Consider the following 23,929-nt stretch of genomic DNA (forward strand, 5'->3'; position numbering starts at 1 on the left):
TGGAGAACTTGTCCCAAAACGCAAAACGCCGGGTCCGCTCCTGACCAAACGTCAAGCGGGACCGCCTGGCATTTTGCAGATCATAAAGGTCAAGAATGCTGGGCAGCGCCAAGGTGGTGCCGGTATCGACCGTCTCGGCTACCGCCACTCACTGGACAATATAGTAGACATAGTCCACCATATTGTTTCCGACGTATGAAGCGTCGGCCAAAGCGAACAAAGTTACAAAAAAACAAGGGGAACTTATGTCGCATCCAACCACGTCAGCCGACGTGGTGCTGTCCGTTCGCAATCTCACGGTGGATCTTCCGCCGGGAATGGAGCGCACCCACGCGGTCAAGAATATCTCTTTCGACCTCCACGCAGGTGAAATCCTGTGCATTATCGGTGAATCCGGGTCCGGCAAATCCGTCACTGCCAGCACGATCATGGGGCTGTTGTCGCCCGTGATAAAAGTCAGCTCCGGCGAAATCCATTTCAAGGGAATGGACATACTTGCGGCCAGGGAAGATAAAATCCGGCCGCTGCGTGGTCAGGCGGTCTCAATCATTTTCCAGGATCCGCTCTCCGCGCTCAATCCGTTGATGACAATCGGGGATCAGATCGCCGAAGTGCTTGAAGCGCATGGCTATGGAACGCCTGAAACCCGCAAGACCAAGGTTCTGGATCTACTTGAAGAAGTCGGCCTTCCCGACCCGCCTCTGATGCGGCTGCAATATCCATTCCGTCTGTCTGGCGGACAACGCCAGCGGGTCATGATCGCCATGGCACTGGCACTCGATCCGGATGTCCTGATTGCCGATGAGCCAACAACCGCTCTCGACGTTACCACCCAGGCGCAGATCCTTGAGCTCATCCGCAAGATACAGAAGCGCAAGAACATGAGCGTCATGTTCATCACCCACGATTTCGGCGTCGTTGCCGAAATTGCCGATCGCGTCGTGGTGATGGAGAAGGGATATCTTGTGGAGCAGGGAAGGGCGGACCAGGTTCTGGTCAATCCCGTTCACCCCTATACCCAGCGACTTGTCGCTGCGGTTCCGCGGATGCGGAGCACTGAGCGTTCAGTCAGCGAAGAAGCCCCCGTCGTTCTCAAGGTCGAAAATCTTGAGAAGGAATATCGCAGCTCCGGCTCGTTTTTCCGCAAGGCCCGTATCGTCAAGGCGGTCAATGGTGTCAGCTTCAAGCTTCACAAGGGCCAGACCCTTGGTATCGTTGGCGAAAGCGGGTCGGGCAAGTCCTCGCTCGGGCGTGTCCTGCTGAAATTGCTGGAGGCGGATGGCGGTTCAATATGCTTCGATGGCCGTGACATAGCAGCGATGGACGAAACGACGTTTCGATCGTTGCGACCCTATATCCAGATGATTTTTCAGGATCCTTTCGCGTCGCTTAATCCCCGCCATACGATCGGCAGGATCTTGACGGTCGGCCCCGTTGCCCACGGAATGGCTGTGCATGAGGCGAGAATAAAGGCTCTCGGAATTCTGAAGCTCGTGGGGCTGGATGAACAGGCCTATGACCGTTACCCGCACGAATTCTCCGGCGGCCAACGCCAGCGCATCGGCATTGCCCGTGCACTGATGTTTGATCCGGTCGTCCTTGTGGCCGACGAAGCCGTGTCTGCTCTCGACGTTTCCATACAGGCGCAGGTTCTGGAGCTTCTGGCGCGGGTGCAGGCTGAAATGAAGGTGGCGATGATCTTCATCACCCATGACTTGAGAGTCGCGAGCCAGATTTGCGACGATGTGCTTGTCATGCACAAGGGAACGGTTGTCGAACAGGGGCCGCCGACAAAAATCTTCCGGTCGCCGGCCAATCCCTACACCCGCAAACTCGTTGCTGCGATCCCCGGTGCGGATTGGGAACCTGCGGCAACTGCCGTCGGCACATAACATCGAAGTCTGACGAGCCGGACATCTCGTCAGACTTTGCATCGCGCGACATCAAAGACCGATTGCACCGCCGGATTATCGTGGATCCGGCGGCGCGAGAGGTTTTCCTTTTAAATATATGATTTAAATAATAAAAATATGATTTCAGGAATAAAAAGTAGTTGCGTTTGTCTACTAATTATCCTTTCATTCAGTCACGAAACTGACATACGACATGGCCGAAAACCTGCACTGCGGCACGCCGGGAAAGCGTGTGCGCCAATGTCGATCTTTGACCATTCGAACGGAAACTCCATGTCCAAACCAACTGAAAACCCGCCGACATCGCCAACTGATATCAATCTCGACGTGCTTGAAGACACGCTGAGCTTTTACATCCGCACGATCAACCTTGCCGTATCGCGCGATCTCGATGCCCGGCTGGACGGGCTGGATGTGGCGAAGGGAACTGGAAAGATCACGACCCTGCTGCTCGTCGATGACTACCCGGGTATCCGTCCTTCAGTGATAGCTCATCTGACGATGCGGGACCGGTCTGCAATGGGCAGGATCATCGACCAGATGGTGTCGCACGATCTGATACGCCGGGAAGTGTCGCAGGAGGACAGCCGCGCCCAGGAGCTTTACATCACCGAAGCCGGAGCGGCGCTTGCAACGAAAATCCGGGAGATCGTTCCGCAGCAATCGCGCGATTTCTTCAGCTTCATCCCGGAAGACGAGCAGAAGCAGGTTATCGACATTTTGCGTCGCGCCTACCGCCATATTGTGGGGCTTGCATGATGGAACGAACGACAAAACGCGTTGCTCTCATATCCGGTGCAAGTCGGGGTATAGGCTACCATATCGCTGCTACTCTTCTTGGCGAAGGCTGGTCGGTATCGCTTGGTATGCGCAGCCCGTCGCTGCCGCAATGGGCTGTGGGTCACGAGGGACAGGTCCATCTTGCCCATTATGACGCAAATGATGCGAGTGCGGAGAAGCGCTGGGCCGATGAAGCGTATCAGCATTTCGGTCGTATCGACGCTGTCGTGGCCAATGCCGGCATCATGATACCGAAGACAGTGATCGAAGCAGATGACGAAGACATCGACGCCATGCTTGCGGTCAACGTCAAGGCACCGAGAAGGCTGGTTAAAGCCGCCTGGGAGGCGTTGAGCGAGAGCGGTCGTGGCCGGGTCATCATCCTCGCTTCCCTCTCCGGCAAGCGGGTGAAGTCCGCATCTGCCGGTAGCTATTCTCTCTCCAAATTCGCGGCGGTCGCGCTTGCGCATGCCATCCGACAGGCGGGCTTCGAAAGCGGCGTGCGCGCGACAGCCGTATGCCCCGGTTTCGTTGCGACCGATATGGCGACCGCCTTATCCGAACGGCCGGCGGATCAAATGACCCAGCCCGCCGATCTTGCCCGCATCATTGCCATGCTGCTGTCCTTACCGAATGAGGCTTCCGTCGCCGAATTCGCCATCAATTGCCAGCTTGAGGAGTTTTTCTGACATGCCCGGTCCTTATGTCGTTCCCGTCCATGGCGATGCGGAATTGCCGAAAGAAGTCGATGTCGTCGTCATTGGCGGCGGCATTATCGGCACCTCCACCGCGCTTGAACTCGTCGATCAGGGGCTGCGTGTTGCGCTTTGCGAAAAGGGCGGTATCGGCCACGAGCAGTCGAGCCGCAACTGGGGTTGGGTGCGCATTTCCCGCCGCGATCCACGCGAGGTGCCCTTGATGGCAGAATCGCTGCGCATCTGGGCGGATCTCAATCGTCGTACAGGGCGGGAGACTGGTTTCAAGCGTTCCGGCATCGTCTTTACATGCGCAAACGAAAAGGAATTTTCCGAGCACGAACGCTGGAACCGCAATCTGGAAGGCTACCAGATCGAAAGCCGCATGCTGAGTAGAGCGGAATTCAAGGCGAAATATCCTCATTCCAACATGGATGTCGCCGGTGCGCTCTATACTGCCGGGGATTGCCGGGCCGAGCCGCAGCGCGCCGCCCCGGCCATCGCCGAAGCTGCCCGCGACCGCGGCGCCTTCATCCTGACCGAATGCGCCGTGCGTGGTCTGCAGCTTTCCGGCGGCAAGGTGTCGGGTGTCGTGACAGAGCGCGGTGAAATTGCCTGCAAGGCGGCGGTCATGGCGGGTGGCGCGTGGTCCAGCCTGTTTCTCGGCAACAACGGTCTCGATCTGCCGCAGCTCAAGGTCATGAATTCCGTGCTGCGCACAAAGCCGCTGGAAGGCGGCCCGGAAGAGGCAATCTGGTCGAACGGTTTTGCGATCCGCAAGCGTCTCGACGGCGGATATACGATCGCTAACGGCTTCCAGAACATCGTCGACATCGTGCCCGCATCTTTCCGTTATGCACTGAAATTCCTGCCGGCTCTGCGGCATGAGTGGCGCTCGCTCGACCTGCGCCTGACTGGCCGCTTTTACGATGAATGGCGCATTCCGCGCCGCTGGGCGCTTGATGAGGCTTCACCCTTCGAATATAACCGCGTGCTCGATCCCGTTCCGGCCATGGACATGACGGACGGCGCCTTTGCCAAGCTGAAGAAGGCCTTCCCCGTTTTCGAAAAGGCCGAAATTTCGCAGCGCTGGGCGGGCATGATCGATGTGACGCCCGACGCTATTCCGGTCATCGACAATATCGACGCCATTCCGGGCTTTCATGTTGCAACCGGCTTTTCCGGCCATGGCTTCGGCATCGGCCCGGCGGCTGGAAAACTCATGGCTGATATCGTCACAGGCCGCAATCCGATTGTCGATCGTCGCGATTTCCGTTTCAGCCGCTTCAGCGACGGTTCGAAGATCGAACTGGTCAGCGGCTTTTGAAATGAGAAGCCCGGCGGTCAGGTGCCGCCGATCCTTTTGACGCATGAGGCAGGCAACTGCTGATGGGAGTAGTACCGCCCAAAGAGGCGGAAGCAAAAATAATCGTCGTGTTCAACCATCGGATCAAGGGGAACTAAAAAATGTCCGACCAGAACAAGCCGCTTATCAATACCACCCGCCGCCAGGCACTCTGCCTTTTGGCGCTCGGCGCATCCGGCGTCGTCCTTTCCGGTCTTCCGGGTTTTTCCCGCGCCATGGCGCAGGACAAGGCCGCCAAAGGCCAGCTCACGGTCGGCTTCTCGCAGGAGCCTACCGTGTTCAATCCACATATGCCGCATATTGAAGTAGACGAAGGCATCCATTTCAGCATCTTCGACCCGCTGTTTTATGTCGACGAGAAAGGTGCCTTCGTGGCAGCTCTCGCCGACGAAGTGCCGACGGTCGAAAACGGCGGCATTTCCGCCGATGGTCTCAACTGGAAGGTCAAGCTGCGTGACGACGTCAAATGGCACGACGGCAAGCCGTTCACCGCTGAAGACGTGAAGTTCACGCTTGAACTCCTGGTCGATCCCAACTTCCGTTCATGGCGCAAGACCGGGCACGAATTCGTAAGGGATTTGACCGTGGTTTCGCCGACGGAAATTACCTGGAAGATGGAAAAGCCATTCGCGCCCTATCCCTCGATCCTTGCTTCCACATTTATTACGCCGAAGCACCTCCTAGGTGCGGAAGCTGACCGCAATACCGCCGCCTATAACAACGCGCCGGTCGGAACGGGCGCATTCAAATGGAAGGAGCGGGTTGCGGGTGACTACATTCTGCTCGACGCCAATACCGAGTATTTTGGTGATGGCCCGCATATAGAGCGTCTGGTCTACAAATACGTACCCGACCTGAATGTGATGTACACCCAGTTCAAGACCGGCGACATAGACGTGGTGGGCCTGCAATGGATCACACCCGACCATTATGACGAGGCCAAGGATCTCGCCGGCAAGGTGGTCAACGTCGTGCCGGGCTCGACGATTGAATCCCTCTCGTTCAACATGGAACGTCCACAGTTCAAGGAGCCGGCGGTAAGAGAGGCGCTTTATGCGGCGATCGACAAACAATCGATCATCGAGGCACTTTATTACGGTTTGCCCACACCCACCGAAAGCTACGTTCCGCAGCAGTCTTTCTATTACAATCCAGATCTTCCCAAGCATGAATATTCCATCGAGAAAGCTAAAAAGCTGCTCGACGATGCGGGCTGGGCGCCCGGGGCGGATGGCATTCGCGCCAAGGATGGCGTGAAGCTCGCCTTTACCTGCTCCACGACAGCGGGCAATCACATCCGCGAACAGGTTCAGCAATACATGCAGCAATCCTTCAAGGATATCGGCGTGGAGATGACCATTTCGAACCTGCCGCCAGCTGTCATGTGGGGTGACTACTGGATGCTGTCGAAGTTCGATTCGGTTATAGTCGGGCTCGACTTCCTGACCGGCCCGGATCCCGATACCTCCGACTTCTTCCGCTCGACGTCGAGTGCTGCAAAAGGCGGCTCGGGCCAGAATACCTGGCAGTTCGTCAACAAGGACGTCGATGATCTTCTGGCCAAGGGCGGCAGTCTCTTCGTGCCGGAGGAACGCAAGGCCGTCTACCTGAAGATTCAGGAGATCATGCGCAAGGAACTGCCGCTGTTGCCACTGTTCCAGTACGCAACAGTGCGTGGTCACAAGCAGGGCGTCGAAAACGTGAAGCCAAACGTCAATAACCGTATCGATACCTGGAACGTTGCGACCTGGCGTCTGGCGTAAAGCCTGCCGCAGACAGGGCTTTATGCCCCGATCCATGTGAAGTGCCGGCTTTGAAGCAGCCGGCACTCTGACGGCTATTCGTGGATGGTGCTAGCCAGTTCCACGATGCGACCTGGAGTCTCATCATGCTGACCTTTCTTCTCCATCGGATATGGCAGAGCCTCGTACTTCTGCTGCTTGTCTCGATCATCGGTTTTGCCATCCTCAACCTCGCGCCTGGCGGGCCATTGTCGCAATTTGCCCTGACGCCCGGCATGACGCGGGAGGCGCTTGATCGCATCGCCCACCAGATGGGTCTCGATCGACCCTTGCCGGTACAATATCTCGAATGGGCCTGGCGCCTGCTGCAAGGCGATTGGGGGAAATCCTATCGCGACCAACGTCCGGTTCTCGATATCATCTCCGGCCATTTGTTTGCGACCCTGCTGTTGATGGTCTCATCAACCGTCGTATCCATCCTTGTCGGCACCTGGATCGGTATCAAGGGGGCGACCAAACGTTACACGCTGTTCGATTACACCGCCACGGTCGGGGCCATGGTCGCGCTTTCAATTCCCACCTTCTGGTTCGGGCTGGTGGCCATCTATGTTTTCGCGCTCAGGCTAAAATGGCTGCCGGCGGGCAACATGTATACGATCGGCGATCAGTCTTTTTATGACTATGCAATTCACCTGATCATGCCGAGCCTGGTACTTGCCCTCGTCAACATCGCCGTCTGGAGCCGCTACATGCGGACTGCGACGCTTGACGTCATCAATCAGGATTTTGTCCGCACCGCCCGCGCCAAGGGGCTGACCCCGCGCCGGGTTCTGATGAAACACGTCGTCGGCAATGCACTTCTGCCAATGATTACCCTTGCCGGTCTGCAGCTCCCGACGATTCTCGGCGGCGCCCTCGTAACGGAGACGGTCTTTACCTGGCCCGGCATGGGCCGCCTGTTCCTCGATAGCCTTGGTTATCACGACTACCCTGTCGTGATGGGGCTCCTGATGTTTTCCGCAATTCTCGTGCTCATCGGAAGTCTGCTCGCTGACCTCATGGTTGCTCTCGTCGATCCCCGCATCCGGCTCGGATAGAGCCGGATCGACGAAACGCCGCACTCAATCGAAGGAAAGACCATGTCCGCTGCAACCCTCCATCCCTCGCAGGCCGCACCGCGGTTTCACTGGTGGCAGAACCGCACGCTGCGCCGTTTCGCCCGCCACAAGCTTGCTGTGCTCGGCCTCATCATGATCACCGTCATGATTTTCGCCTGCGTGGTCGGGCCCTATCTCTTGCCTTACGATGAATTGTTCATCGATCTACGCGCCCGTTTTGCCCCGCCGATGACCGGTTACCATATTTTCGGCACCGATCCGCTCGGACGCGACATAGCCGCGCGCCTTTTCAATGCCGGCCGCATTTCACTGCTGGTCGGGTTTTTCGCCATGGTGCTGTCGACACTGATCGGCACCATCATCGGTGTCGTTGCCGGTTATTATGGCGGGCGCATCGGCGCTATACTGATGCGTTTCGTCGATGCCTTTCTGTCTTTCCCGAGTATTTTCCTGCTTCTCGCTCTGGCTGCTTTCGTCAAACCGAGCCCGTTCATGATCACGGTTATCATTGCCGTCACGAGCTGGATGGAAATTGCCCGTCTGGTTGAAGCGGAAGTACGGTCTCTGCGCGAACGCGACTTCGTCATGGCAGCCCGTATGCTGGGCCTGCCCAATGGTTGGATCATGTTCCGGGAACTGCTGCCGAATGCTGTCGGCCCCATCATCGTTGCCGCGACCCTGACGGTCGCGCGTGCCATCCTTCTGGAAGCCTATATCAGCTTTCTCGGTTATGGCATTCAGCCGCCGCTGCCGAGCTGGGGCAATATGTTGAACGGAGCCCAGCAATATCTCGACAAGGCGCCTTGGCTCGCCATCGTGCCGGGCGTCGCCATCACGCTTGCCGTCACCAGCTTCAATTTCATCGGTGATGGGCTTCGTGATGCGCTCGATGCGCGCAGCGACCTGAACTGAAGGTTTCGGTAGATGGTTTCGTTCTCACCCTTTGACGTGACGCTGTGGTATGCGACCGCGGCTTCAGCACCGCATACGGAGCCTCTTTCGGGTCGCGTGCAGGCCGATGTCTGCATCGTCGGCGCGGGTTATACCGGTCTGACGACCGCATTGGAGCTGGCGAAAACCGGCATCAATGTCGTGCTTCTGGAGCGGCAGGAAATCGGCTTCGGCGGTTCGGGCCGCAATGCCGGACATTGCACCCCGACCTTTACCCATTATAGCCTGCCAGAGCTGCGCAGGATGCTGGGTGAGCCCTGGGCGGAACGGCTGATCGAACGGCAGACGCGGGCGAATGACCGCGTCTCGAGCATGATCCGCGACTATCAGATCGACTGCGAATGGGTACAGAACGGCTATGTGATGGGCGCACCGCATAAGGGCGCCATGGATGAGATCAGGCGCAAGGTCGAGACCTATAATGCGGTGGGCGCGAAAACCCGGCTGCTCGACCGTGACGAGGTGGAAGCGGTCACCGGCAGTCCGCGTTTCGACGGCGGCTGGCTGCACGAAGAGGCAGGTCACCTCAATCCGCTCGGTTACGCCCGCGGTCTCGGCCGTGCTGTCATCCAGGAGCGCGGAAAGATATTTACCGGCTCGGCGGTGATGGGTTGCGAACGCGACATAACCGGAGGCTGGAAGGTCAAGACCGATCGCGGAGAAGTGGTCGCGTCGAAAGTGATCTTTACCACTGGCGCCTATACGGTTGGCGGCTGGCCCAAGCTGGATCGGACGTTCAAGATTCAACGCGTGTTCGTTGCCGCCACGCAAATTTTGTCCGAAGAGACCCGCCAGACAGTCCTGCCGCAGAACACGACCATTCATGATGGTCGCGGCGATATCTACGTCTACAAATACAATGCCGAAGGCCGGATCGTCGCATCGATGTTTCCCATGGGACGCCGCGGCCGCGACATGGCCTATACGAGACAGGTCATGAGCGAACGGCTCAAATGGCTGCATCCAAAGCTCCGGGAAGAGATCCGCTGGGAGTATTTCTGGTTCGGCGAACTCGATATGCAATATCGCACCGTACCGCGGTTTTATGGTCTCGCGCCGGGCGTTGTGGCTTTGACCGGTCTTTCGGGCCGTGGTGTGCCGACCGGCTCGATGCTCGGTTCCATTCTTTCGGAATGGGCGCTTGGCAAGCCGGAGAACGAGCTTGCCCTGAAGCTGGAACCACTGAAGGCAGCTCCCTTCTTTATGGGTTTCGCACCCGCAATGGCGCTGCGTTACTACCGGCTGCGCGACAACATATCCACGAAACTAGCTGGGGCGGAACTGCCACCCCATGCCTGAACGGGCGCGGCCCCAAGGTCCGTGCCAACATTGACAAAGCAAGGAGAATTCCCGTGACCATGCCGATTTTCAACATTTCCGATGACGTGGATCTTGTTCCGGCCATGCCCGCCGAAGGCCGTGAAGGCGGTTCGTATCGTCGCCAGATATGGCAGGACCAGATCGAAAATGGCACGATCGTCGCAGTCTGGAAGGCCGAGCCCGGCATCTACAACTATCCGGGTCGTGACCTCGAGGAAACTTTTGTCGTCGTTGAGGGTGAGGCAATGTATTCGCAGGCCGAAGCCGACCCGGTGAAGATCGGTCCCGGATCGATTATTAGCATCGCCAAGGGCGTGCCAAGCCGCCTCGAAATCCTGTCGCCGTTCCGCAAGCTCGCAACTGTCATCCCGAAGCCGTGAGGTTTGGGGGAGGGGTGTCTGCAGACTTAAGGCAGGCTGTGTCCTGTATGCGGGGCACGAAGATTTAGGTCTCGCCGATCTGTCGTTCGTCACAGCGATCCGGTGCGACGCTGATGGTCCGACAATCAAAGATTTAAAGAAACAGGGCTCCGAGGAGACGCAGAGCCCTGTTTGCGTTCAATGGTTTGGGAAGCAGCTGGTGCAAAACAGGCCACTCATTTGAAACATCCTTGTGACCGTCATCCCTTTTCCCAGCGCCAGCCGGTGCGAAAAAGCGGTGCCAGGGCCAGGGCGTTGATCCCTTGCTTATGGGGGCGTGCATCGGACATACTTGCACTCGAACCACAAAGGGCCAAGGGCAAGACGAGCCAGCGACGTTAGTGCCGGCTCGCGGAGCCATGCGGGAAGATTTTACCTCATGAATACGCGATTTCTCGAAACTTTCCTCTGGGCTGCACGACTGAACAGCTTTTCGGCGGCCGCGGAACGGTTGAATACCACCCAGGCGTCGGTGTCCAACCGAATTGCCGCCCTCGAAAGGGAGCTTGGCGTTGTGCTTTTCACGCGCGATGTGCGCTGCGTCAACTTGACACCTGCTGGTCGTCTGGCGCTGCAGCATGCCGAAAAGATCGTCAATCTGACCGGTGAGTTCCGACAGATCGTGAGTAGCCGGGAGGCGCTGAGAGGCACCGTGCGCATCGGTGCTGCCGACACGATCGTCTATGCCTGGTTGCCGCTGCTCATTCGCCGCATGAACGAACGTTACCCCGGCGTCAGCCTGGATCTGACCATCGACACCAGCCTGAAACTATCCCAGCGCATTCAAAACGGTGAGGTGGATGTCGGTTTCATCATGGGGCCGATCATGGCTGCAAATATCTACAATTCACCGCTCTGTACGTTCGAGTCCTGTTGGGTTGGCGCGGTTGAATTGCCGCTGCCGGAAACGGGCGTCACACTCGAAGATATCGCGCATTTTCCGTTACTTACCTTCTCGACAGGCTCGCAGCCACATCAGGCGTTGCGCGCGTTGCTCGATTCTCACGGGTTGTCCGACAGCCGCATCTATAATTCCAATTCGCTGTCGATCATGACCCGCCTTGTGGCCGCGGCCGTTGGGGTGGGCGCTTTGCCGCGTGTGCTGGTGGACGGCATCATCAAATCCGGTGAGGCGCGTATTCTCGACATTAGTCCGTCAGTACCGCCCCTCACATTTCACACCGTTTATCAGGAGCGTGGCGACAACGCGATTGCCCGGGCCATTGCCGATATGGCGACGGAAATCGTCAGTGAAACCACCACGCAATGGATGACGGCTGCCGCCTAAATTTTGCGCTGCAGCGCAAAATGATTAATCTATAAGCTTACCTTATGGGTTTCGATAGAGTTTTTCCGTTTGTAATGAAAACAGTTCCCGTTCTTAATTCTCCTCGCAACATGAGAGGAGAGCAACGTGAAAGTCTCACTTGTTCAAATGAATACCCAGAATGACAAGGCAGAAAACCTTAAGGTTGCTGCCGATCTTATTGAGAAGGCAGTCAAGGCGGATAATCCTGACCTTGTTGTTCTTCCGGAATACTTTGCATTTCTTGGAGATAATCCCCAGGAGATGCATGAGAGCGGGGAGGAATTCCCTGACGGCGAGATTTACACGCTGCTCTCGGGGCTGGCCAAGAAGCACGCGATCACGCTGCATGCCGGCTCCATCGTCGAGAAGGAAGGCAATCGCTTTTACAATTCGACGCTCGTTTTCGGGCCGGATGGCAAACAGATCGCGCGTTACCGCAAGATGCACCTGTTCGACGTCGATACGCCGAACGGCATCAGCTACCGCGAATCCGACTCCGTTGCCCGTGGCGAAGAAGTGGTGACCTACAAGGTTGGCGACAAGACGGTCGGTTGTGGCATCTGCTACGATATTCGCTTCCCTGAACTGTTTCGCGCCCTGCGGGACAAAGGTGCAGACGTCATCGTTCTCCCAGCGGCCTTCACCCTGATGACAGGCAAGGACCATTGGGAAGTTCTGGCGCGCGCCCGTGCCGTCGAAACCCAGACCTACTTTCTGGCCGTCGGCCAGATCGGCACCCATGCGGGTGGCAAGAAGGCATGCTGGGGGCATTCCATGGTCATCGATCCGTGGGGCCACATCGTCGCCCAATGCTCCGACAGCGTTGGAACGGCCGGTGCCGTCCTTGACTTCGACTATTCGGCCAAGGTGCGCGCCAACGTACCGGTGGCGAACCACCACGTTCTCTGATCGGAGAAAGACTCAATGTTTATCGCCAACCCCATGCCCGAACAGATCGGTGCCGACATCATCGAGCTTCTTGAGAAGGTCGAAGTCGCAACGATCGGTCACGTGCTTCACTCCGGCTTCGTCGATCCTGAAATCCGCGCCGTCCTTCCGGGCAAACGTGTGGCAGGCACTGCCGTCACGCTGCGCATCCCCAATGCGGATTCCACCATGCTCCACTATTTGTCGCAGTTCGTGCGTCCCGGGGATATTGTCCTCATCGACCGTTGCGGCGATACCCGTCACGCCTGCTGGGGCGGTGTTATCACCAACACCATGAAGATGGCCGGCGTTAAGGCCGGTGTCGTTGATGGCCCGGCGACCGACTTCTCGGAGTTCGCCAAGGTCGACATGCCGATGTGGTGCCGTGGTCCTTCGCCCATCACCACCAAGATCCTCGGCCTCGAAGGCGCGATCAACGTTCCGATCAGCGTCGGCGGCCAGGTGATCAATCCGGGCGATGCGATCCTGTGCGATGAAAGCGGTGTTGTCGCTCTTCATCCAAGCCAGGCTCGAGCCATGGCTGAACGCGCCATCGGCATGCAGGAAGCCGAACTCGTGCTTCTGCAGCGCCTGCGCAACGGTGAGAAATTGCCGGACATTTCTGGCGCCAACAAGCTCGTTCAGGCCAAGCTGAGCGCCTGACATCGTCTTATGGGTGGCGGATCAGTCCGCCACTCCAAATAACAATAGAGGAGAACAGGACAATGAAGAAAACAATACTTCTGAGTGGGATTCTCATGCTCGGCGCGGCCGCTCTTCCGGCGCACGCCCAGCAGACCGTGACGTTCCTCGGCTATAGCGGCCTTTTCCAGGAGCGTTACACCAAGGCCGTCATCGAACCTTTCATGGCGGCTAACCCTGATATCAAGATCGAATATTTCCCGCAGCAGGGCTCTGCTGCAATGCTCGGCTCGCTGCGCGCCCAGAAGGCTGCGCCGCAGTCCGATATCGCTCTGATGGATGTCTCCGTCGCCAAAACAGGTACGGACGAAGCTCTGTTTGACAAGATCGACGAAAGCGTAACCAAGAATGTCGCCGACCTCTATCCTAATGCCCGCTTCGAAGGCGTGGCCGGGGTTGGCGTAACGTTCGACAATCTCGTGCTCATCTACAATACCGATGCCATCAAGACGGCTCCCGACAGCTGGAACGCTCTGAAGGATAGCGCCCTCAAGGGCAAAGTCGCCATGCTGAGCGCCCCCGATATCGTCGGTATCGGTACCACCATCATCATGGACCATATGAATGGCGGCACTGATTTCATCAAGAACATCGATGCCGGCATCAATGCGATGGCTGAAGTTGCTCCGAATGTGCAGACCTGGGAGCCGAAGCCGGAAGTCTATCCGAACGTTGTCAACGGCCAGGTTTCGCTGGGCGTGGGCTGGAACGCCCGTAGCCAGGTGAATGCTGACGGCTCCAAAGGCAAGATGAAGGTGGTTCTTCCGAAGGAAGGCACGATCCTCCAGATCAACACGCTCAACCTCGTCAAGGGTGGTCCGTCGTCCGAGGCTGCGCGCAAGTTCGTTGATTATGCGCTGAGCCCGGAAGCCCAGGCTGCCTTTACAGCCGCCATGTATTATGCGCCGACCAATTCCAAGTCCTCTGTCTCTGCCGATGTGAGTGAGCGCACGGTCGTCAAGGCGATGGACAAGGTCATCCCGGTGGATTGGATTGGCCTCTCGAAGGTCCGTGACCAGATTACGCAGGACTGGCGCCGCAAGGTCATTCCCCTCAGCCGTTGAGACTTCTGCGCAGAGCGCAAAAAAAGAAAGGACTTCCGCGGCTCCCATGGCAGTCGCGGAAGCAGCATACCAAAACCCTCGGTTCATCTCCTCTGTCGGCGCTAGGGCGGAAGAGGTTGGAGCCGACGCGGACATGCATTCCGAGCGGCCCACAAGGCCTGCACCAGGGGAGGCACCGCGAAACGGCGCAGCGAATTTTCGCCGCGCTTGCGTAGATCAAGGGCCAAGGCATTTCCGATTCCCTGTGGGTCGGAGATGTCCTGGAGAAAGGCAAGAAGCCAGAATGGGAACTTCAGATACCATGCAGCCAGGATTCCTCTCGATTCGTTCACTGACCAAGCGCTACGAGACAATCGTCGCCGTGGATAATCTCAATCTCGAGATTCCCAAGGGCGAACTGGTTGCCTTCCTCGGTCCTTCCGGCTGCGGCAAGTCGACGTCGCTGCGCATGATTGCAGGCCTCTCTCCTGTCTCCTCGGGGTCTATCCTGATCGACGGCAAGGACGTGACGAAACTTGCGCCTTATAAGCGTGACATTGGCCTCGTTTTCCAGAGCTACGCGCTCTTCCCCCACATGACGGTCCTCAAGAATGTCATGTTCGGTCTTGAAATGCGCAAAGTGCCTGCTGCCGAGGCGGAACGCCGTGCCCGTGAGGCCATTGCCATGGTGCGTCTGGAAGGGCGCGAGGACCGTCGCCCTGCCCAGCTTTCCGGAGGCCAGCAGCAGCGCGTCGCACTGGCGCGCGCCCTCGTCATCCAGCCGTCCATTCTCTTGTTTGACGAACCTCTTTCCAATCTCGACGCAAAGCTGCGCGACGAGATGCGCGCCGAGATTCGCCGTATCCAGAAACAGCTTGGCATCACTTCCATCTTCGTCACGCATGATCAGGTTGAGGCGCTCAGCATGTGCGACAAGGTCGCTGTGCTCAATGGCGGGCACCTGGAACAGCTTGGCACGCCGCACGATCTCTATGAGCGCCCGGCCACTGCATTCGTCGCCTCTTTCGTCGGTCGCACCAACAGGCTGGTCGGCAACGCCGCCGGTGACCGCATCACGGTCGGCGATGCGGTGCTGCGAGCGCCCGGCGCGCACAGCGGTGAGATCGACCTGATGGTACGGCCGCATCGCATGGCCATGACCGTCGCTGGCGACGCCGTCCCCGATTTCGACGGAGCGCCCGTCAATCGCATCGCCGGCGAAGTCCGCGATGTCTATTATGCCGGCGACATCCTCCACTACGAAATCGCCGCTGGCGGGCAGACCCTGTCCGTGGAGCGCGCGACGTCCGGCGGTGAAACGCCGGTCGCAGCAGGCAGCGCGGTCAGTCTCGTCTGGCGCGTGGAGGATACTCTGGTCTTCGGAGCAAACCGATGACGGCGGCGGTCATGATCACGGCTCCCGGTGGCCGTACCTCTTCCATCGTGTTTCTCGCAACCCTTCTTCTTGGACCCATCATTGCGGTCAACGGTCTGGCCTTCGTGTTGCCCGTCTTCAACCTGCTGCTGCTTTCCTTCCGCGAAAGCCTCGGCGGCGGCGGTCTCGGGGAAGCCCATACGCTCGACAACTGGTCGTCGACACTGACCGACGGTTTTTATATCGAGCTGATTGGTCAGAGCATTCTGACCAGCCTTATGATCACCGTTCTCACGCTGCTCGCCTCCTATCCCATCGCCCTCTACCTTCACCGGGCGCAGGGTCGATGGAAAACGCTTTTGCTGGTGCTGGTCATTTCGCCGCTGCTCACCTCGGCGGTAGTGCGCACTTATGGCTGGATCGCAATCCTGGCGGATGACGGCCTCATCAACAACATCCTCTTCGCACTGGGTGCGCAAGACGGGGTGCGTCTGCTGTTCAACAAGATCGGCGTCGTCATCGGGCTTACCGAAATCCTGATGCCCTATATGATCCTGGCGCTCCTCGCTGGCTTCGGCAGGCTTGATCCTCGCGTCGAGGAAGCTGCGGAAACGCTCGGCGCATCGCCCTGGAAAGTGTTCTGGCGGATCATCGTGCCGCTCACCATGCCCGGCGTGGCCCTGGGTTGCCTGCTCTCCTTCGTGCTGGCCGTCAGTTCGTTCATCACTCCCAAGCTGCTCGGCGGTGGCCGCGTCTTCCTTCTGGCAACGGAAATCTATGATCAGGCCATTGTGACGCTCAACTGGCCACTCGCCGCTACGCTTTCGATGATCATCCTCGTGATTTTCGGTGCCGCCCTGGTGCTCTATTCCCGGCTTCTGCGGGCCATTCTGTAAAGGAGATCGAAGATGGAAGAACGTCCCGCTCCGCTGGCGCTGAAAATTGTCGCCTTCATCATGTTCCTTTTCCTCCTTGCGCCCGTGGTGCTCGTCGTGCCGATCTCGTTTTCGGCCGACAGCTACATGACCTTCCCACCCTCCGGCTGGAGCCTGCGCTGGTATGTGGATCTCATGCACAATTCCAAGATGATCGGCGCCCTCGGCACCAGCACGCTCCTTGCGGTCATCGTTACCGTGCTGTCCATGCTGATTGCGCTGCCCGCCTCCTATGCCATCGTGCGGATGCGGGTGATTGGCGCGGATACATTGCTCGCCTTCTTCACAGCGCCGCTTCTTCTGCCGACTATCGTTCTTGGCCTTGCGATCCTGATCGTCTTTGCCGGTGCGGGCCTGCTCGGTACATTCACGGGTCTGGTGATCGCGCATCTGATCATCGTGTTGCCCTATGCGCTGCGTGTACTCACCACGTCGCTTGCGGGCCTGCCGCTGATCTACGAGGAGGCCGCCTTCACGCTCGGGGCGTCACCTCTTACCGTCTTTCGCCGCGTCACCATGCCGATGATCGCGCCTGGCATCGTTGCAACGGCAGCGCTTTCCTTTCTCGTCTCGTTCGATGAAGCCGTGATTTCGCTGTTCCTCACCGGTCCGCGCATCACGACGCTTCCCGTTGCCATGTATCAGCATGTCGAAACCCAGGCTGATCCGCTTGTTGCCGCCATCTCCGTTCTTCTGATCGTGCTCACGCTTGCCGTCGTCCTGATCGTGGACCGCACGGTGGGCCTGACGAAGACTTTCGTGAAGTAAGGGGCCGGAAAAATGGCTTATCGACAGATCGCAGCCGGCACGACCTATCGTTTCGACGATCTGAAGACCCTGATGGCAAAGGCGACGCCGGAAAGGTCCGGTGACCAATTGGCCGGGATCGCGGCGGAAGGGCCGGTGGAGAGACTGGCGGCGCAGATGGCGCTGGCCGATCTGCCGCTTTCCACCTTTGTTGCACAGGAATTGATCGCCTCGGACGATGACGAGATTTCGGCCCTGATAGCGCGCCAGCACGACGCACTGGCCTTCGCGCCGGTGTCTTCTCTGACGGTTGGTGAATTTCGCGAGTGGCTGCTCAATTCCAAGGTCGGGCACGCGGAACTTGAAGCGGTAAGCTGGGGTCTGACACCGGAAATGGTGGCGGCAGTCTCCAAGATCATGCGTCTGCAGGATCTCGTGACGGTATCGGCCAAACGGGAAGTCGTGACCCGTTTTCGCAACACGATTGGTCTTTCCGGCCGCCTGTCCACCCGCAACCAGCCAAATCATCCGACTGACAGTTCCCGTGGCATCGCCATCTCGGCCATTGACGGGTTGCTGCTGGGGAGCGGCGATGCGGTGATCGGTGTTAACCCGGCCACCAGCGCTGTGACGGACTATATCCGCGTCGTGCAGTTGCTCGACGATCTGCGGCAATGGCTGGACATTCCAACCCAGACCTGCTGCCTTGGCCATGTGACGACGGCTATCAAGGCGATGGAGCGCGCTGCACCCGTCGATCTGGTTTTCCAGTCGATTGCCGGTTCCCAGAAGGCCAATGCGGGCTTCGGCATTGATCTTGCCGTTCTGCGAGAGGCTCATGAGGCTGGTCAGTCGCTGAAGCGCGGAACTATCGGCAGCGACCTCATGTATTTCGAGACGGGGCAGGGGGCTGCCCTGTCGGCCGATGCGCATTTTGGTGTCGATCAGCAAACGATGGAGGCGCGTGCCTATGCCGTGGCGCGCGAATTCTCGCCGCTTCTGGTGAATACCGTCGTCGGCTTCATCGGTCCGGAATATCTCTATAATGGCAAGCAGATCATTCGCGCCGGGCTTGAAGATCATTTCTGCGGAAAGCTGCTTGGCCTGCCGATGGGTGTCGACGTCTGCTACACCAACCACGCCGATGCCGACCAGGAAGACATGGATGTGCTGCTGACCATGCTGTGCGCCGCGGATGTGAACTTCGTCATTACCGTGCCAGGCTCGGACGACGTCATGCTGAACTACCAGACGCTTTCCCATCACGATTCGATCTATGCCCGCGAAACGCTGAAGCGTCGGCCTGCGCCGGAGTTTGAGGAGTGGCTGGTGAATATGGGCGTGACGGATGCCGCCGGTCATATGATCGAGAACCCTGCGCTGATGAACCGCGGGCTTCGCGAACTTGATTTTCTTGGAAGGGACGCCGCCTGATGCGTGACCGCCGGCCCTCCCTTATCTCCAGCCCGCCGGAACGTCTCAAGGCCCTGCGTGTGGCAACCGATGCACGCGTGGCGCTCGGCCGCACGGGTGCAAGCCCGCCCACGCGCGCGGTACAGACATTTCTGTTGGATCATGCGCAGGCGCGCCAGGCAGTGTGGCGTCCGCTGGACATTGAAAAAATGGAGCGTGACTTGCGCGCTTCGGGTGCGGATGTCGTGCATGTCGCAAGCCGCGCGCAGGACCGTGCGGATTACCTGCGCCGACCCGATCTCGGCCGTGCTCTTTCAGACGAAGGCCGTCTGGCGCTCGACGGGCAGGCCAAGGGAGCCGATGTCGCATTGGTAATCGCCGACGGGCTTTCCGCAACGGCTGTGGAGATGAATGCAGTGCCGGTGGCAGCGGCATTGCTTAATTTACTTGCAAGCAACGGATTGACGGTTGCGCCGATCACACTTGCCACGCAGGCACGGGTTGCGCTGGCGGATGATGTGGGAGCCGTGCTCGGCGCAAAGGTGGCGGTGATCCTGATTGGCGAGCGGCCGGGCCTTTCGGCAGCCGACAGTCTTGGCGCCTATGTCACCTTCAGGCCGGAGACCGGGCTGCCGGACTCCCGACGCAACTGCATTTCCAATATTCGTGATGGTGGCGTGCCGCCCGTCGAAGCGGCGGGGAAGATCATGACCCTGATCAGCGCCATGTGCCAGCAGGAGACAAGTGGCGTGACGCTGGTTGAATTCGAAAAGCCGCTGACGGCTTTGTCCGACTAGAAACAAAGCAGATCTCATTCATAGCCACGATCCGGCAAGGTGCATCGGCTCGATCCGTTGCGCCTGTTGATTTCGCTTTCGAACCACGAAAATAAAGGCAAGCCCATGGTCCAGAGCCTCTCCACAGCATTCGACGTCGCCGTTATCGGTGCCGGGGTGGTCGGTTGCGCGGTTGCCCGTCGTTTCGCACTGGCTGGTGCGAAGGTCGTGATCATCGAGAAGGGGTCCGATATTCTTTCCGGTGCATCGAAGGCCAACAGCGCTATCCTCCACACCGGCTTCGATGCGCCTGAAGGCAGTCTGGAACTGGAATTGGTGAAGGCAGGCCGGGCAGAATATCTGTCCATCCACAGGCAGATGGGCCTTAGCCTCGTTGAAACCGGCGCGTTGGTCTGTGCGTGGAATCCCGACGAGGCGCAAAGCCTGGAGGCGATCGCCGAGCAGGGGCGACGCAACGGCATTGCCGAGCTCGGTCTGCTCACGGCCCGGCAGGCCCGGGATTCCATGCCCGGCTTGTCCGACCGTCTTGTCGCAGCACTCGAAGTTCCGGGTGAACATGTCATCGATCCCTGGTCCGCGCCGCTGGGCTATCTTACGCAAGCGGTGGCGCTTGGCGCGCAGCTGGTGCGCAACGCCGAAGTCCTGTCCGGTGCGTTTGATGGCGCGTGGCAGATAGAGACGACGGCGGGTCTGATCCTTGCGGCGAGCGTTGTCAATGCGGCCGGATTGTTCGGCGATATCGTCGATGCGCGATTGGGGCTTGTCCCAGACTTCAACATCAAGCCTCGCAAGGGACAATTCGTCGTTCTCGACAAGGCCGCCCGTCGGCACGTGCCGCGCATCGTCCTGCCCGTTCCCACCGAAATCACCAAGGGCATCGTTGTGTGTCCAACCGCCTTCGGCAACGTTCTCATCGGCCCGACGGCGGAAGAACAGGATGACCGCGAGCGTGCGACGGTAGAAACGGCAGCGCTGGAAGCGCTGCTGACGCGCGGCAGGGAGATCGTTCCGGCACTCGCCTCCATTCCCGTGACCGCTATCTATGCCGGCTTGCGCCCGGCCTCCGAGAAGAAACATTACCGGATTTCCGCACGGCCGGACCTGCGCGCGATCACGCTTGGCGGCGTGCGATCCACCGGTCTCAGTGCGGCACTTGGTCTGGCGCAGCACGCTCTGGCGCTTCACGAAAGTTTCGGCATGCGCTTCATGCCCCCGCCCGCAGTGCCTCATGTGACGATGCCGAACCTAAGCGAAACCTGCGAGCGGGACTGGCAGCGCGCTGATCATGGCGAAATCGTCTGCCATTGCGAGCTTGTCACCCGCCGTGAGATCGAGGCGACATTTTCCAGCCCGGTGCCGCCGGGTGATTTCGGAGGTCTGCGGCGGCGCACCCGCGCCGGCATGGGGCGCTGTCAGGGATTTTACTGCAACGCCCGGCTGGCCGCGATGACGGGCGACCGTCTGGCTGTACCGCTTGCGGTCCGTCCGGGAGACGATCGATGAGCTCCCGGAAGCCTTTTCAGCAGACGCAAGAAAACATTCCGGATGCAGATGTAATCGTGGTCGGCGGCGGCCCGGCGGGCGTGGCGGCAGCGCTGGAGCTGAAAGCACGCGGCGTTGCGCGTGTGATGGTCCTCGAGCGTGAGCCAGCCCTTGGCGGCGCACCCCGTCATTGCACACATTCGCCTTTCGGCATGCGCGAATTCGGACGCGTTTATTTCGGCCCGGCCTATGCGCGACGTCTGCAGCGGCAGGCGCAGGATGCGGGCGTCGATGTCCGCACCCGTCATTCCGTGGTGGAACTCGGACAGGACGGTACGCTGCTGGTTACGTCTGCGCGCGGTGCGGAAACGTTGAAGGCCCGGCGCATTGTGCTGGCGACGGGCGCGCGGGAAAAACCACGCTCAGCGCGGCTCCTGCCGGGCGACCGGCCGGTGGGAGTGATCACCACTGGCACGCTGCAATCCTATGTCGCCTTTCATGGCATCATGCCCTTTCGCCGGCCGCTTATCCTTGGTTCGGAACTGGTTTCCTTTTCCGCGCTTCTCACATGCCTGACGCATGGCGCGCGGCCGGTGGCGATGATCGAGCCTGAGCCGGAACCGCTGGCGCGGTCGCTTTTCCGGTGGTTTCCGCGATTGGTCGGAGTGCCCTTTTATTGCCGCGCAACACTTGTGGACATTCGTGGGAGCGGTCGTGTCGAGGAGGCCGACATCCGGCTGGCAGATGGCCGTATCCTCACCGTCAAGTGCGATGGTGTTCTCCTCACCGGGCGGTTCACGCCGGAGGCAACGCTTCTGAACGCATCCCCTGTTGATGTGGCGGCGGGCAGCGATGGCCCTACGATCGATCAGGACGGCCGGATGGCCAACCCGATGTTCTTCGCCACGGGGAACGTATTGCGGGCCGTGGAAACGGGTGGCTGGTCGTTTCGCGAAGGCCGCCGCGTGGGTGCTGCCGTTGCCGACGATCTCACCCGCGAACTCTGCAACGCAAAGGCAGTGCGTATCGCTTTCGCCGACCCGCTCAAACTCGCGGTACCCACCATGGTGCGATCGGGGGGACTTGACCGGCCGGCTTTTCTCGATTTTCAGCTGCGCTTCATCAGACGTGTTCAAGGCAGGCTTTCGCTTCATCTTGATGGAACGGAAGTGTGGAGCAAGTCCGGCCGGTGGCTGCCGGAACGCCGTGTGCTTGTGCCCATTCCCCGCGCCGCCGTTGAGGCGACCCAGATTGCCTTTCACTTTCAGGAGACGAATTGATGCGCATAGCGGCGATCGATCAGGGAACGACGTCGACCCGATGCCTTGTGATAAGCGACGGTGGCACGGCGCAACTCGTCTCAAGCCTGCGTCATGCACAGTTCTATCCAAACCCCGGCCATGTGGAGCATGATCCGGAAGAGCTGTTGCGCAACATCCGCGCGGTACTGGCCGATGCCGGGCCGGTAGATGCGATCGCGATCGCCAACCAGGGCGAGAGTTGCCTGGCGTGGGATGCCGAGAGTGGGGAAGCGCTGTCGCCCGTCATCGTCTGGCAGGATGCCCGCACCGCCGAAGCCCTGGCCGCTCTGCCCCAATCGGCTGCGGAACGATCGAAAGAGATTTGCGGATTGCCGCTCGATCCCTATTTTTCGGCGAGCAAACTGTCGTGGTTGCTAAGGCACAATCCGGCGGTGGCACGGGCGAGAGCCGAAGGGCGGTTGCGCCTGGGCACAACCGACGCATTCTTTTTGGATCGGCTTGCAGGCTGTTTTCGCACCGACCTTGCAACGGCCTCGCGGACGGGACTGCTTGATCTGGCAACCGGTGCCTGGAGCCCGGAACTCTGCGCTCTTCATGGGGTGCCGCTGGATTGCCTGCCCGCAATCGGTCCTGTTAATGGCGGCTTCGGTTCCATCGAGGGAACGCCCATTCGCGTTTCCATCGTCGATCAGCAGGCGGCGCTCTATGGGCACGGTTGCCGCAAACCGGGCGATTGTAAGATAACCTTCGGCACGGGCGCCTTTCTGTTGGCCATCGCTGGTCACGAACGCCCGTTGTCGGGGGAGCTTCTGCCCACCATTGGCTGGCAAAAGCAAGGCGGCGCGGCCATTTTCGCCATAGAAGGCGGGGTTTATGACGCCGGTGCCGCGCTGGAATGGGCGCGAAAGATCGGCCTTTATGTTGACAATACCGAACTTGACGGTTTTGAGGGTTCATCGGCCGTTCGTCGTGGACTGGTGTTCGTGCCCGCATTTTCGGGCCTTGCCGCGCCATATTGGGATAGACAGGCCGTACCGCTTTTCATCGGCATGGACCACGCAACGGCGCGGAGTGACATGGTGCGCGCCCTGCTTGAGGGCATTGCCCTGCTGACGGTTCGGTTGATCGAAGCCGCGCAGACTTTCGTTCCCATCGGCGATACGATTTCGATAGATGGCGGCCTGTCGAACAGTCGCTATTTTGCCCGTTTCCTGGCCGCTGCCAGTGGTCGGACCATCTGCGTTCCGGCCATGCGCGAGTTGACGACGCTTGGTCTCGCGGAACTGTGCGATATCGATGTAACCGCCATGCGAAAAGATGCCGAGATATTCAAACCCGACGGATCGGTCGAAGAAGCGGATCACGCTCGCTTTGCACGCGCCATAGGCAATGCGAGGGGCTGGTCGGGCGGTTGATGTCCACTTGGAATAGCCGGTTCATCGGCAATATCGGTGTGATCCACAACGGCCGCCCGCTCTAGCGGCGGCTTGGTGGCTGAGCGTGTTGGTCCTGCAACCCAAAACCTCCACGCGCGGCGCGGCTTAAATTACCAAATCTTTAGTTGTGTACCAGTTCGCCAATACCTAGCTTTATGGCGAGGCTGCATCCGTTGTGGATATGAGCAAGGAACCGG

At 59.2% G+C, this 23,929-nt stretch carries 21 protein-coding genes; all 21 read left to right on the forward strand.

What is annotated here, in order from left to right; genetic code table 11:
- Positions 1-245: 245 nt before the first annotated feature.
- The 21 genes from ASD46_RS22490 to ASD46_RS22590 all read left to right on the forward strand — a co-directional run bounded on the left by ASD46_RS22490 (position 246) and on the right by ASD46_RS22590 (position 23,711).
- Positions 246-1,892 (forward strand): ABC transporter ATP-binding protein, encoded by a 1,647-nt coding sequence (locus ASD46_RS22490; protein WP_060642709.1) that lies wholly within the window; start codon positions 246-248, stop codon positions 1,890-1,892.
- A 294-nt stretch (positions 1,893-2,186) separates the two neighbouring features.
- The gene (locus ASD46_RS22495) at positions 2,187-2,672 is read left to right on the forward strand and encodes a MarR family winged helix-turn-helix transcriptional regulator (RefSeq protein ID WP_026330963.1); all 486 of its coding nucleotides are present in this window, start codon (positions 2,187-2,189) and stop codon (positions 2,670-2,672) included.
- Positions 2,672-3,382: an SDR family NAD(P)-dependent oxidoreductase gene (locus ASD46_RS22500; RefSeq protein ID WP_060642798.1), complete on the forward strand. Its 711-nt coding sequence runs from the start codon at positions 2,672-2,674 to the stop codon at positions 3,380-3,382. The genes ASD46_RS22495 and ASD46_RS22500 overlap by 1 nt, the downstream gene beginning before the upstream one ends.
- 1 nt (position 3,383) lies before the next feature.
- A complete protein-coding gene (locus ASD46_RS22505; RefSeq protein WP_060642710.1) occupies positions 3,384-4,715 on the forward strand; it encodes an NAD(P)/FAD-dependent oxidoreductase in 1,332 nt (443 codons plus the stop codon).
- Between the two features lie 140 nt (positions 4,716-4,855).
- Entirely contained in the window at positions 4,856-6,517 is a 1,662-nt protein-coding gene (locus ASD46_RS22510; protein WP_060642711.1) for a peptide ABC transporter substrate-binding protein, read from the forward strand.
- A 125-nt stretch (positions 6,518-6,642) separates the two neighbouring features.
- The gene (locus ASD46_RS22515) at positions 6,643-7,593 is read left to right on the forward strand and encodes an ABC transporter permease (RefSeq protein WP_013761327.1); all 951 of its coding nucleotides are present in this window, start codon (positions 6,643-6,645) and stop codon (positions 7,591-7,593) included.
- A gap of 42 nt (positions 7,594-7,635) precedes the next feature.
- Positions 7,636-8,526, forward strand: coding sequence for an ABC transporter permease (locus ASD46_RS22520; RefSeq protein WP_003517690.1), 891 nt, complete (start codon positions 7,636-7,638; stop codon positions 8,524-8,526).
- Positions 8,527-8,538: 12 nt separating this feature from the next.
- Positions 8,539-9,864 (forward strand): NAD(P)/FAD-dependent oxidoreductase, encoded by a 1,326-nt coding sequence (locus ASD46_RS22525; RefSeq protein ID WP_060642712.1) that lies wholly within the window; start codon positions 8,539-8,541, stop codon positions 9,862-9,864.
- A 59-nt stretch (positions 9,865-9,923) separates the two neighbouring features.
- Positions 9,924-10,265: a cupin domain-containing protein gene (locus tag ASD46_RS22530; RefSeq protein ID WP_212509374.1), complete on the forward strand. Its 342-nt coding sequence runs from the start codon at positions 9,924-9,926 to the stop codon at positions 10,263-10,265.
- Positions 10,266-10,683: 418 nt separating this feature from the next.
- The gene (locus ASD46_RS22535) at positions 10,684-11,592 is read left to right on the forward strand and encodes a LysR family transcriptional regulator (protein ID WP_003517687.1); all 909 of its coding nucleotides are present in this window, start codon (positions 10,684-10,686) and stop codon (positions 11,590-11,592) included.
- A gap of 147 nt (positions 11,593-11,739) precedes the next feature.
- On the forward strand, positions 11,740-12,522 hold the full coding sequence (locus tag ASD46_RS22540) for a carbon-nitrogen hydrolase family protein (RefSeq protein WP_003517686.1): 783 nt from the start codon (positions 11,740-11,742) through the stop codon (positions 12,520-12,522).
- A 15-nt stretch (positions 12,523-12,537) separates the two neighbouring features.
- Positions 12,538-13,203, forward strand: a complete 666-nt coding sequence (locus ASD46_RS22545; RefSeq protein WP_003517685.1) for an RraA family protein — start codon at positions 12,538-12,540, stop codon at positions 13,201-13,203.
- 62 nt (positions 13,204-13,265) lie between these two features.
- Positions 13,266-14,306, forward strand: a complete 1,041-nt coding sequence (locus tag ASD46_RS22550) for an ABC transporter substrate-binding protein (protein WP_060642713.1) — start codon at positions 13,266-13,268, stop codon at positions 14,304-14,306.
- Between the two features lie 301 nt (positions 14,307-14,607).
- Entirely contained in the window at positions 14,608-15,681 is a 1,074-nt protein-coding gene (locus ASD46_RS22555; RefSeq protein ID WP_013761322.1) for an ABC transporter ATP-binding protein, read from the forward strand.
- Positions 15,678-16,556 carry an ABC transporter permease gene (locus tag ASD46_RS22560; RefSeq protein ID WP_019566396.1) on the forward strand — a complete coding sequence of 293 codons (879 nt, stop codon included), beginning with the start codon at positions 15,678-15,680 and terminating at the stop codon, positions 16,554-16,556. Before ASD46_RS22555 ends, ASD46_RS22560 begins: the two co-directional genes overlap by 4 nt.
- 12 nt (positions 16,557-16,568) lie before the next feature.
- Positions 16,569-17,363, forward strand: coding sequence for an ABC transporter permease (locus ASD46_RS22565; RefSeq protein ID WP_060642714.1), 795 nt, complete (start codon positions 16,569-16,571; stop codon positions 17,361-17,363).
- 12 nt (positions 17,364-17,375) lie between these two features.
- The gene (locus tag ASD46_RS22570) at positions 17,376-18,776 is read left to right on the forward strand and encodes an ethanolamine ammonia-lyase subunit EutB (protein WP_060642715.1); all 1,401 of its coding nucleotides are present in this window, start codon (positions 17,376-17,378) and stop codon (positions 18,774-18,776) included.
- Positions 18,776-19,552 carry an ethanolamine ammonia-lyase subunit EutC gene (gene eutC, locus ASD46_RS22575; RefSeq protein WP_060642716.1) on the forward strand — a complete coding sequence of 259 codons (777 nt, stop codon included), beginning with the start codon at positions 18,776-18,778 and terminating at the stop codon, positions 19,550-19,552. The genes ASD46_RS22570 and eutC overlap by 1 nt, the downstream gene beginning before the upstream one ends.
- A 105-nt stretch (positions 19,553-19,657) precedes the next feature.
- Entirely contained in the window at positions 19,658-21,055 is a 1,398-nt protein-coding gene (locus ASD46_RS22580) for an NAD(P)/FAD-dependent oxidoreductase (protein ID WP_060642799.1), read from the forward strand.
- Entirely contained in the window at positions 21,052-22,314 is a 1,263-nt protein-coding gene (locus ASD46_RS22585) for an NAD(P)/FAD-dependent oxidoreductase (protein WP_060642717.1), read from the forward strand. The genes ASD46_RS22580 and ASD46_RS22585 overlap by 4 nt, the downstream gene beginning before the upstream one ends.
- The gene (locus tag ASD46_RS22590) at positions 22,314-23,711 is read left to right on the forward strand and encodes an FGGY family carbohydrate kinase (protein WP_060642718.1); all 1,398 of its coding nucleotides are present in this window, start codon (positions 22,314-22,316) and stop codon (positions 23,709-23,711) included. The genes ASD46_RS22585 and ASD46_RS22590 overlap by 1 nt, the downstream gene beginning before the upstream one ends.
- The last annotated feature ends 218 nt before the right edge of the window (positions 23,712-23,929 follow it).

Source organism: Rhizobium sp. Root491 (assembly GCF_001427205.1).
Taxonomy (GTDB): Bacteria; Pseudomonadota; Alphaproteobacteria; order Rhizobiales; family Rhizobiaceae; genus Agrobacterium; species Agrobacterium tumefaciens.

What these genes read in the sequence shown, in the direction of transcription:
- ASD46_RS22490 (WP_060642709.1), top strand. Translation starts at nt 246, where the DNA reads ATGTCGCATCCAACCACGTCAGCCGACGTGGTGCTGTCCGTTCGCAAT.
- ASD46_RS22495 (WP_026330963.1), top strand. Translation starts at nt 2,187, where the DNA reads ATGTCCAAACCAACTGAAAACCCGCCGACATCGCCAACTGATATCAAT.
- ASD46_RS22500 (WP_060642798.1), top strand. Translation starts at nt 2,672, where the DNA reads ATGGAACGAACGACAAAACGCGTTGCTCTCATATCCGGTGCAAGTCGG.
- ASD46_RS22505 (WP_060642710.1), top strand. Translation starts at nt 3,384, where the DNA reads ATGCCCGGTCCTTATGTCGTTCCCGTCCATGGCGATGCGGAATTGCCG.
- ASD46_RS22510 (WP_060642711.1), top strand. Translation starts at nt 4,856, where the DNA reads ATGTCCGACCAGAACAAGCCGCTTATCAATACCACCCGCCGCCAGGCA.
- ASD46_RS22515 (WP_013761327.1), top strand. Translation starts at nt 6,643, where the DNA reads ATGCTGACCTTTCTTCTCCATCGGATATGGCAGAGCCTCGTACTTCTG.
- ASD46_RS22520 (WP_003517690.1), top strand. Translation starts at nt 7,636, where the DNA reads ATGTCCGCTGCAACCCTCCATCCCTCGCAGGCCGCACCGCGGTTTCAC.
- ASD46_RS22525 (WP_060642712.1), top strand. Translation starts at nt 8,539, where the DNA reads ATGGTTTCGTTCTCACCCTTTGACGTGACGCTGTGGTATGCGACCGCG.
- ASD46_RS22530 (WP_212509374.1), top strand. Translation starts at nt 9,924, where the DNA reads ATGCCGATTTTCAACATTTCCGATGACGTGGATCTTGTTCCGGCCATG.
- ASD46_RS22535 (WP_003517687.1), top strand. Translation starts at nt 10,684, where the DNA reads ATGAATACGCGATTTCTCGAAACTTTCCTCTGGGCTGCACGACTGAAC.
- ASD46_RS22540 (WP_003517686.1), top strand. Translation starts at nt 11,740, where the DNA reads ATGAATACCCAGAATGACAAGGCAGAAAACCTTAAGGTTGCTGCCGAT.
- ASD46_RS22545 (WP_003517685.1), top strand. Translation starts at nt 12,538, where the DNA reads ATGTTTATCGCCAACCCCATGCCCGAACAGATCGGTGCCGACATCATC.
- ASD46_RS22550 (WP_060642713.1), top strand. Translation starts at nt 13,266, where the DNA reads ATGAAGAAAACAATACTTCTGAGTGGGATTCTCATGCTCGGCGCGGCC.
- ASD46_RS22555 (WP_013761322.1), top strand. Translation starts at nt 14,608, where the DNA reads ATGCAGCCAGGATTCCTCTCGATTCGTTCACTGACCAAGCGCTACGAG.
- ASD46_RS22560 (WP_019566396.1), top strand. Translation starts at nt 15,678, where the DNA reads ATGACGGCGGCGGTCATGATCACGGCTCCCGGTGGCCGTACCTCTTCC.
- ASD46_RS22565 (WP_060642714.1), top strand. Translation starts at nt 16,569, where the DNA reads ATGGAAGAACGTCCCGCTCCGCTGGCGCTGAAAATTGTCGCCTTCATC.
- ASD46_RS22570 (WP_060642715.1), top strand. Translation starts at nt 17,376, where the DNA reads ATGGCTTATCGACAGATCGCAGCCGGCACGACCTATCGTTTCGACGAT.
- eutC (WP_060642716.1), top strand. Translation starts at nt 18,776, where the DNA reads ATGCGTGACCGCCGGCCCTCCCTTATCTCCAGCCCGCCGGAACGTCTC.
- ASD46_RS22580 (WP_060642799.1), top strand. Translation starts at nt 19,658, where the DNA reads ATGGTCCAGAGCCTCTCCACAGCATTCGACGTCGCCGTTATCGGTGCC.
- ASD46_RS22585 (WP_060642717.1), top strand. Translation starts at nt 21,052, where the DNA reads ATGAGCTCCCGGAAGCCTTTTCAGCAGACGCAAGAAAACATTCCGGAT.
- ASD46_RS22590 (WP_060642718.1), top strand. Translation starts at nt 22,314, where the DNA reads ATGCGCATAGCGGCGATCGATCAGGGAACGACGTCGACCCGATGCCTT.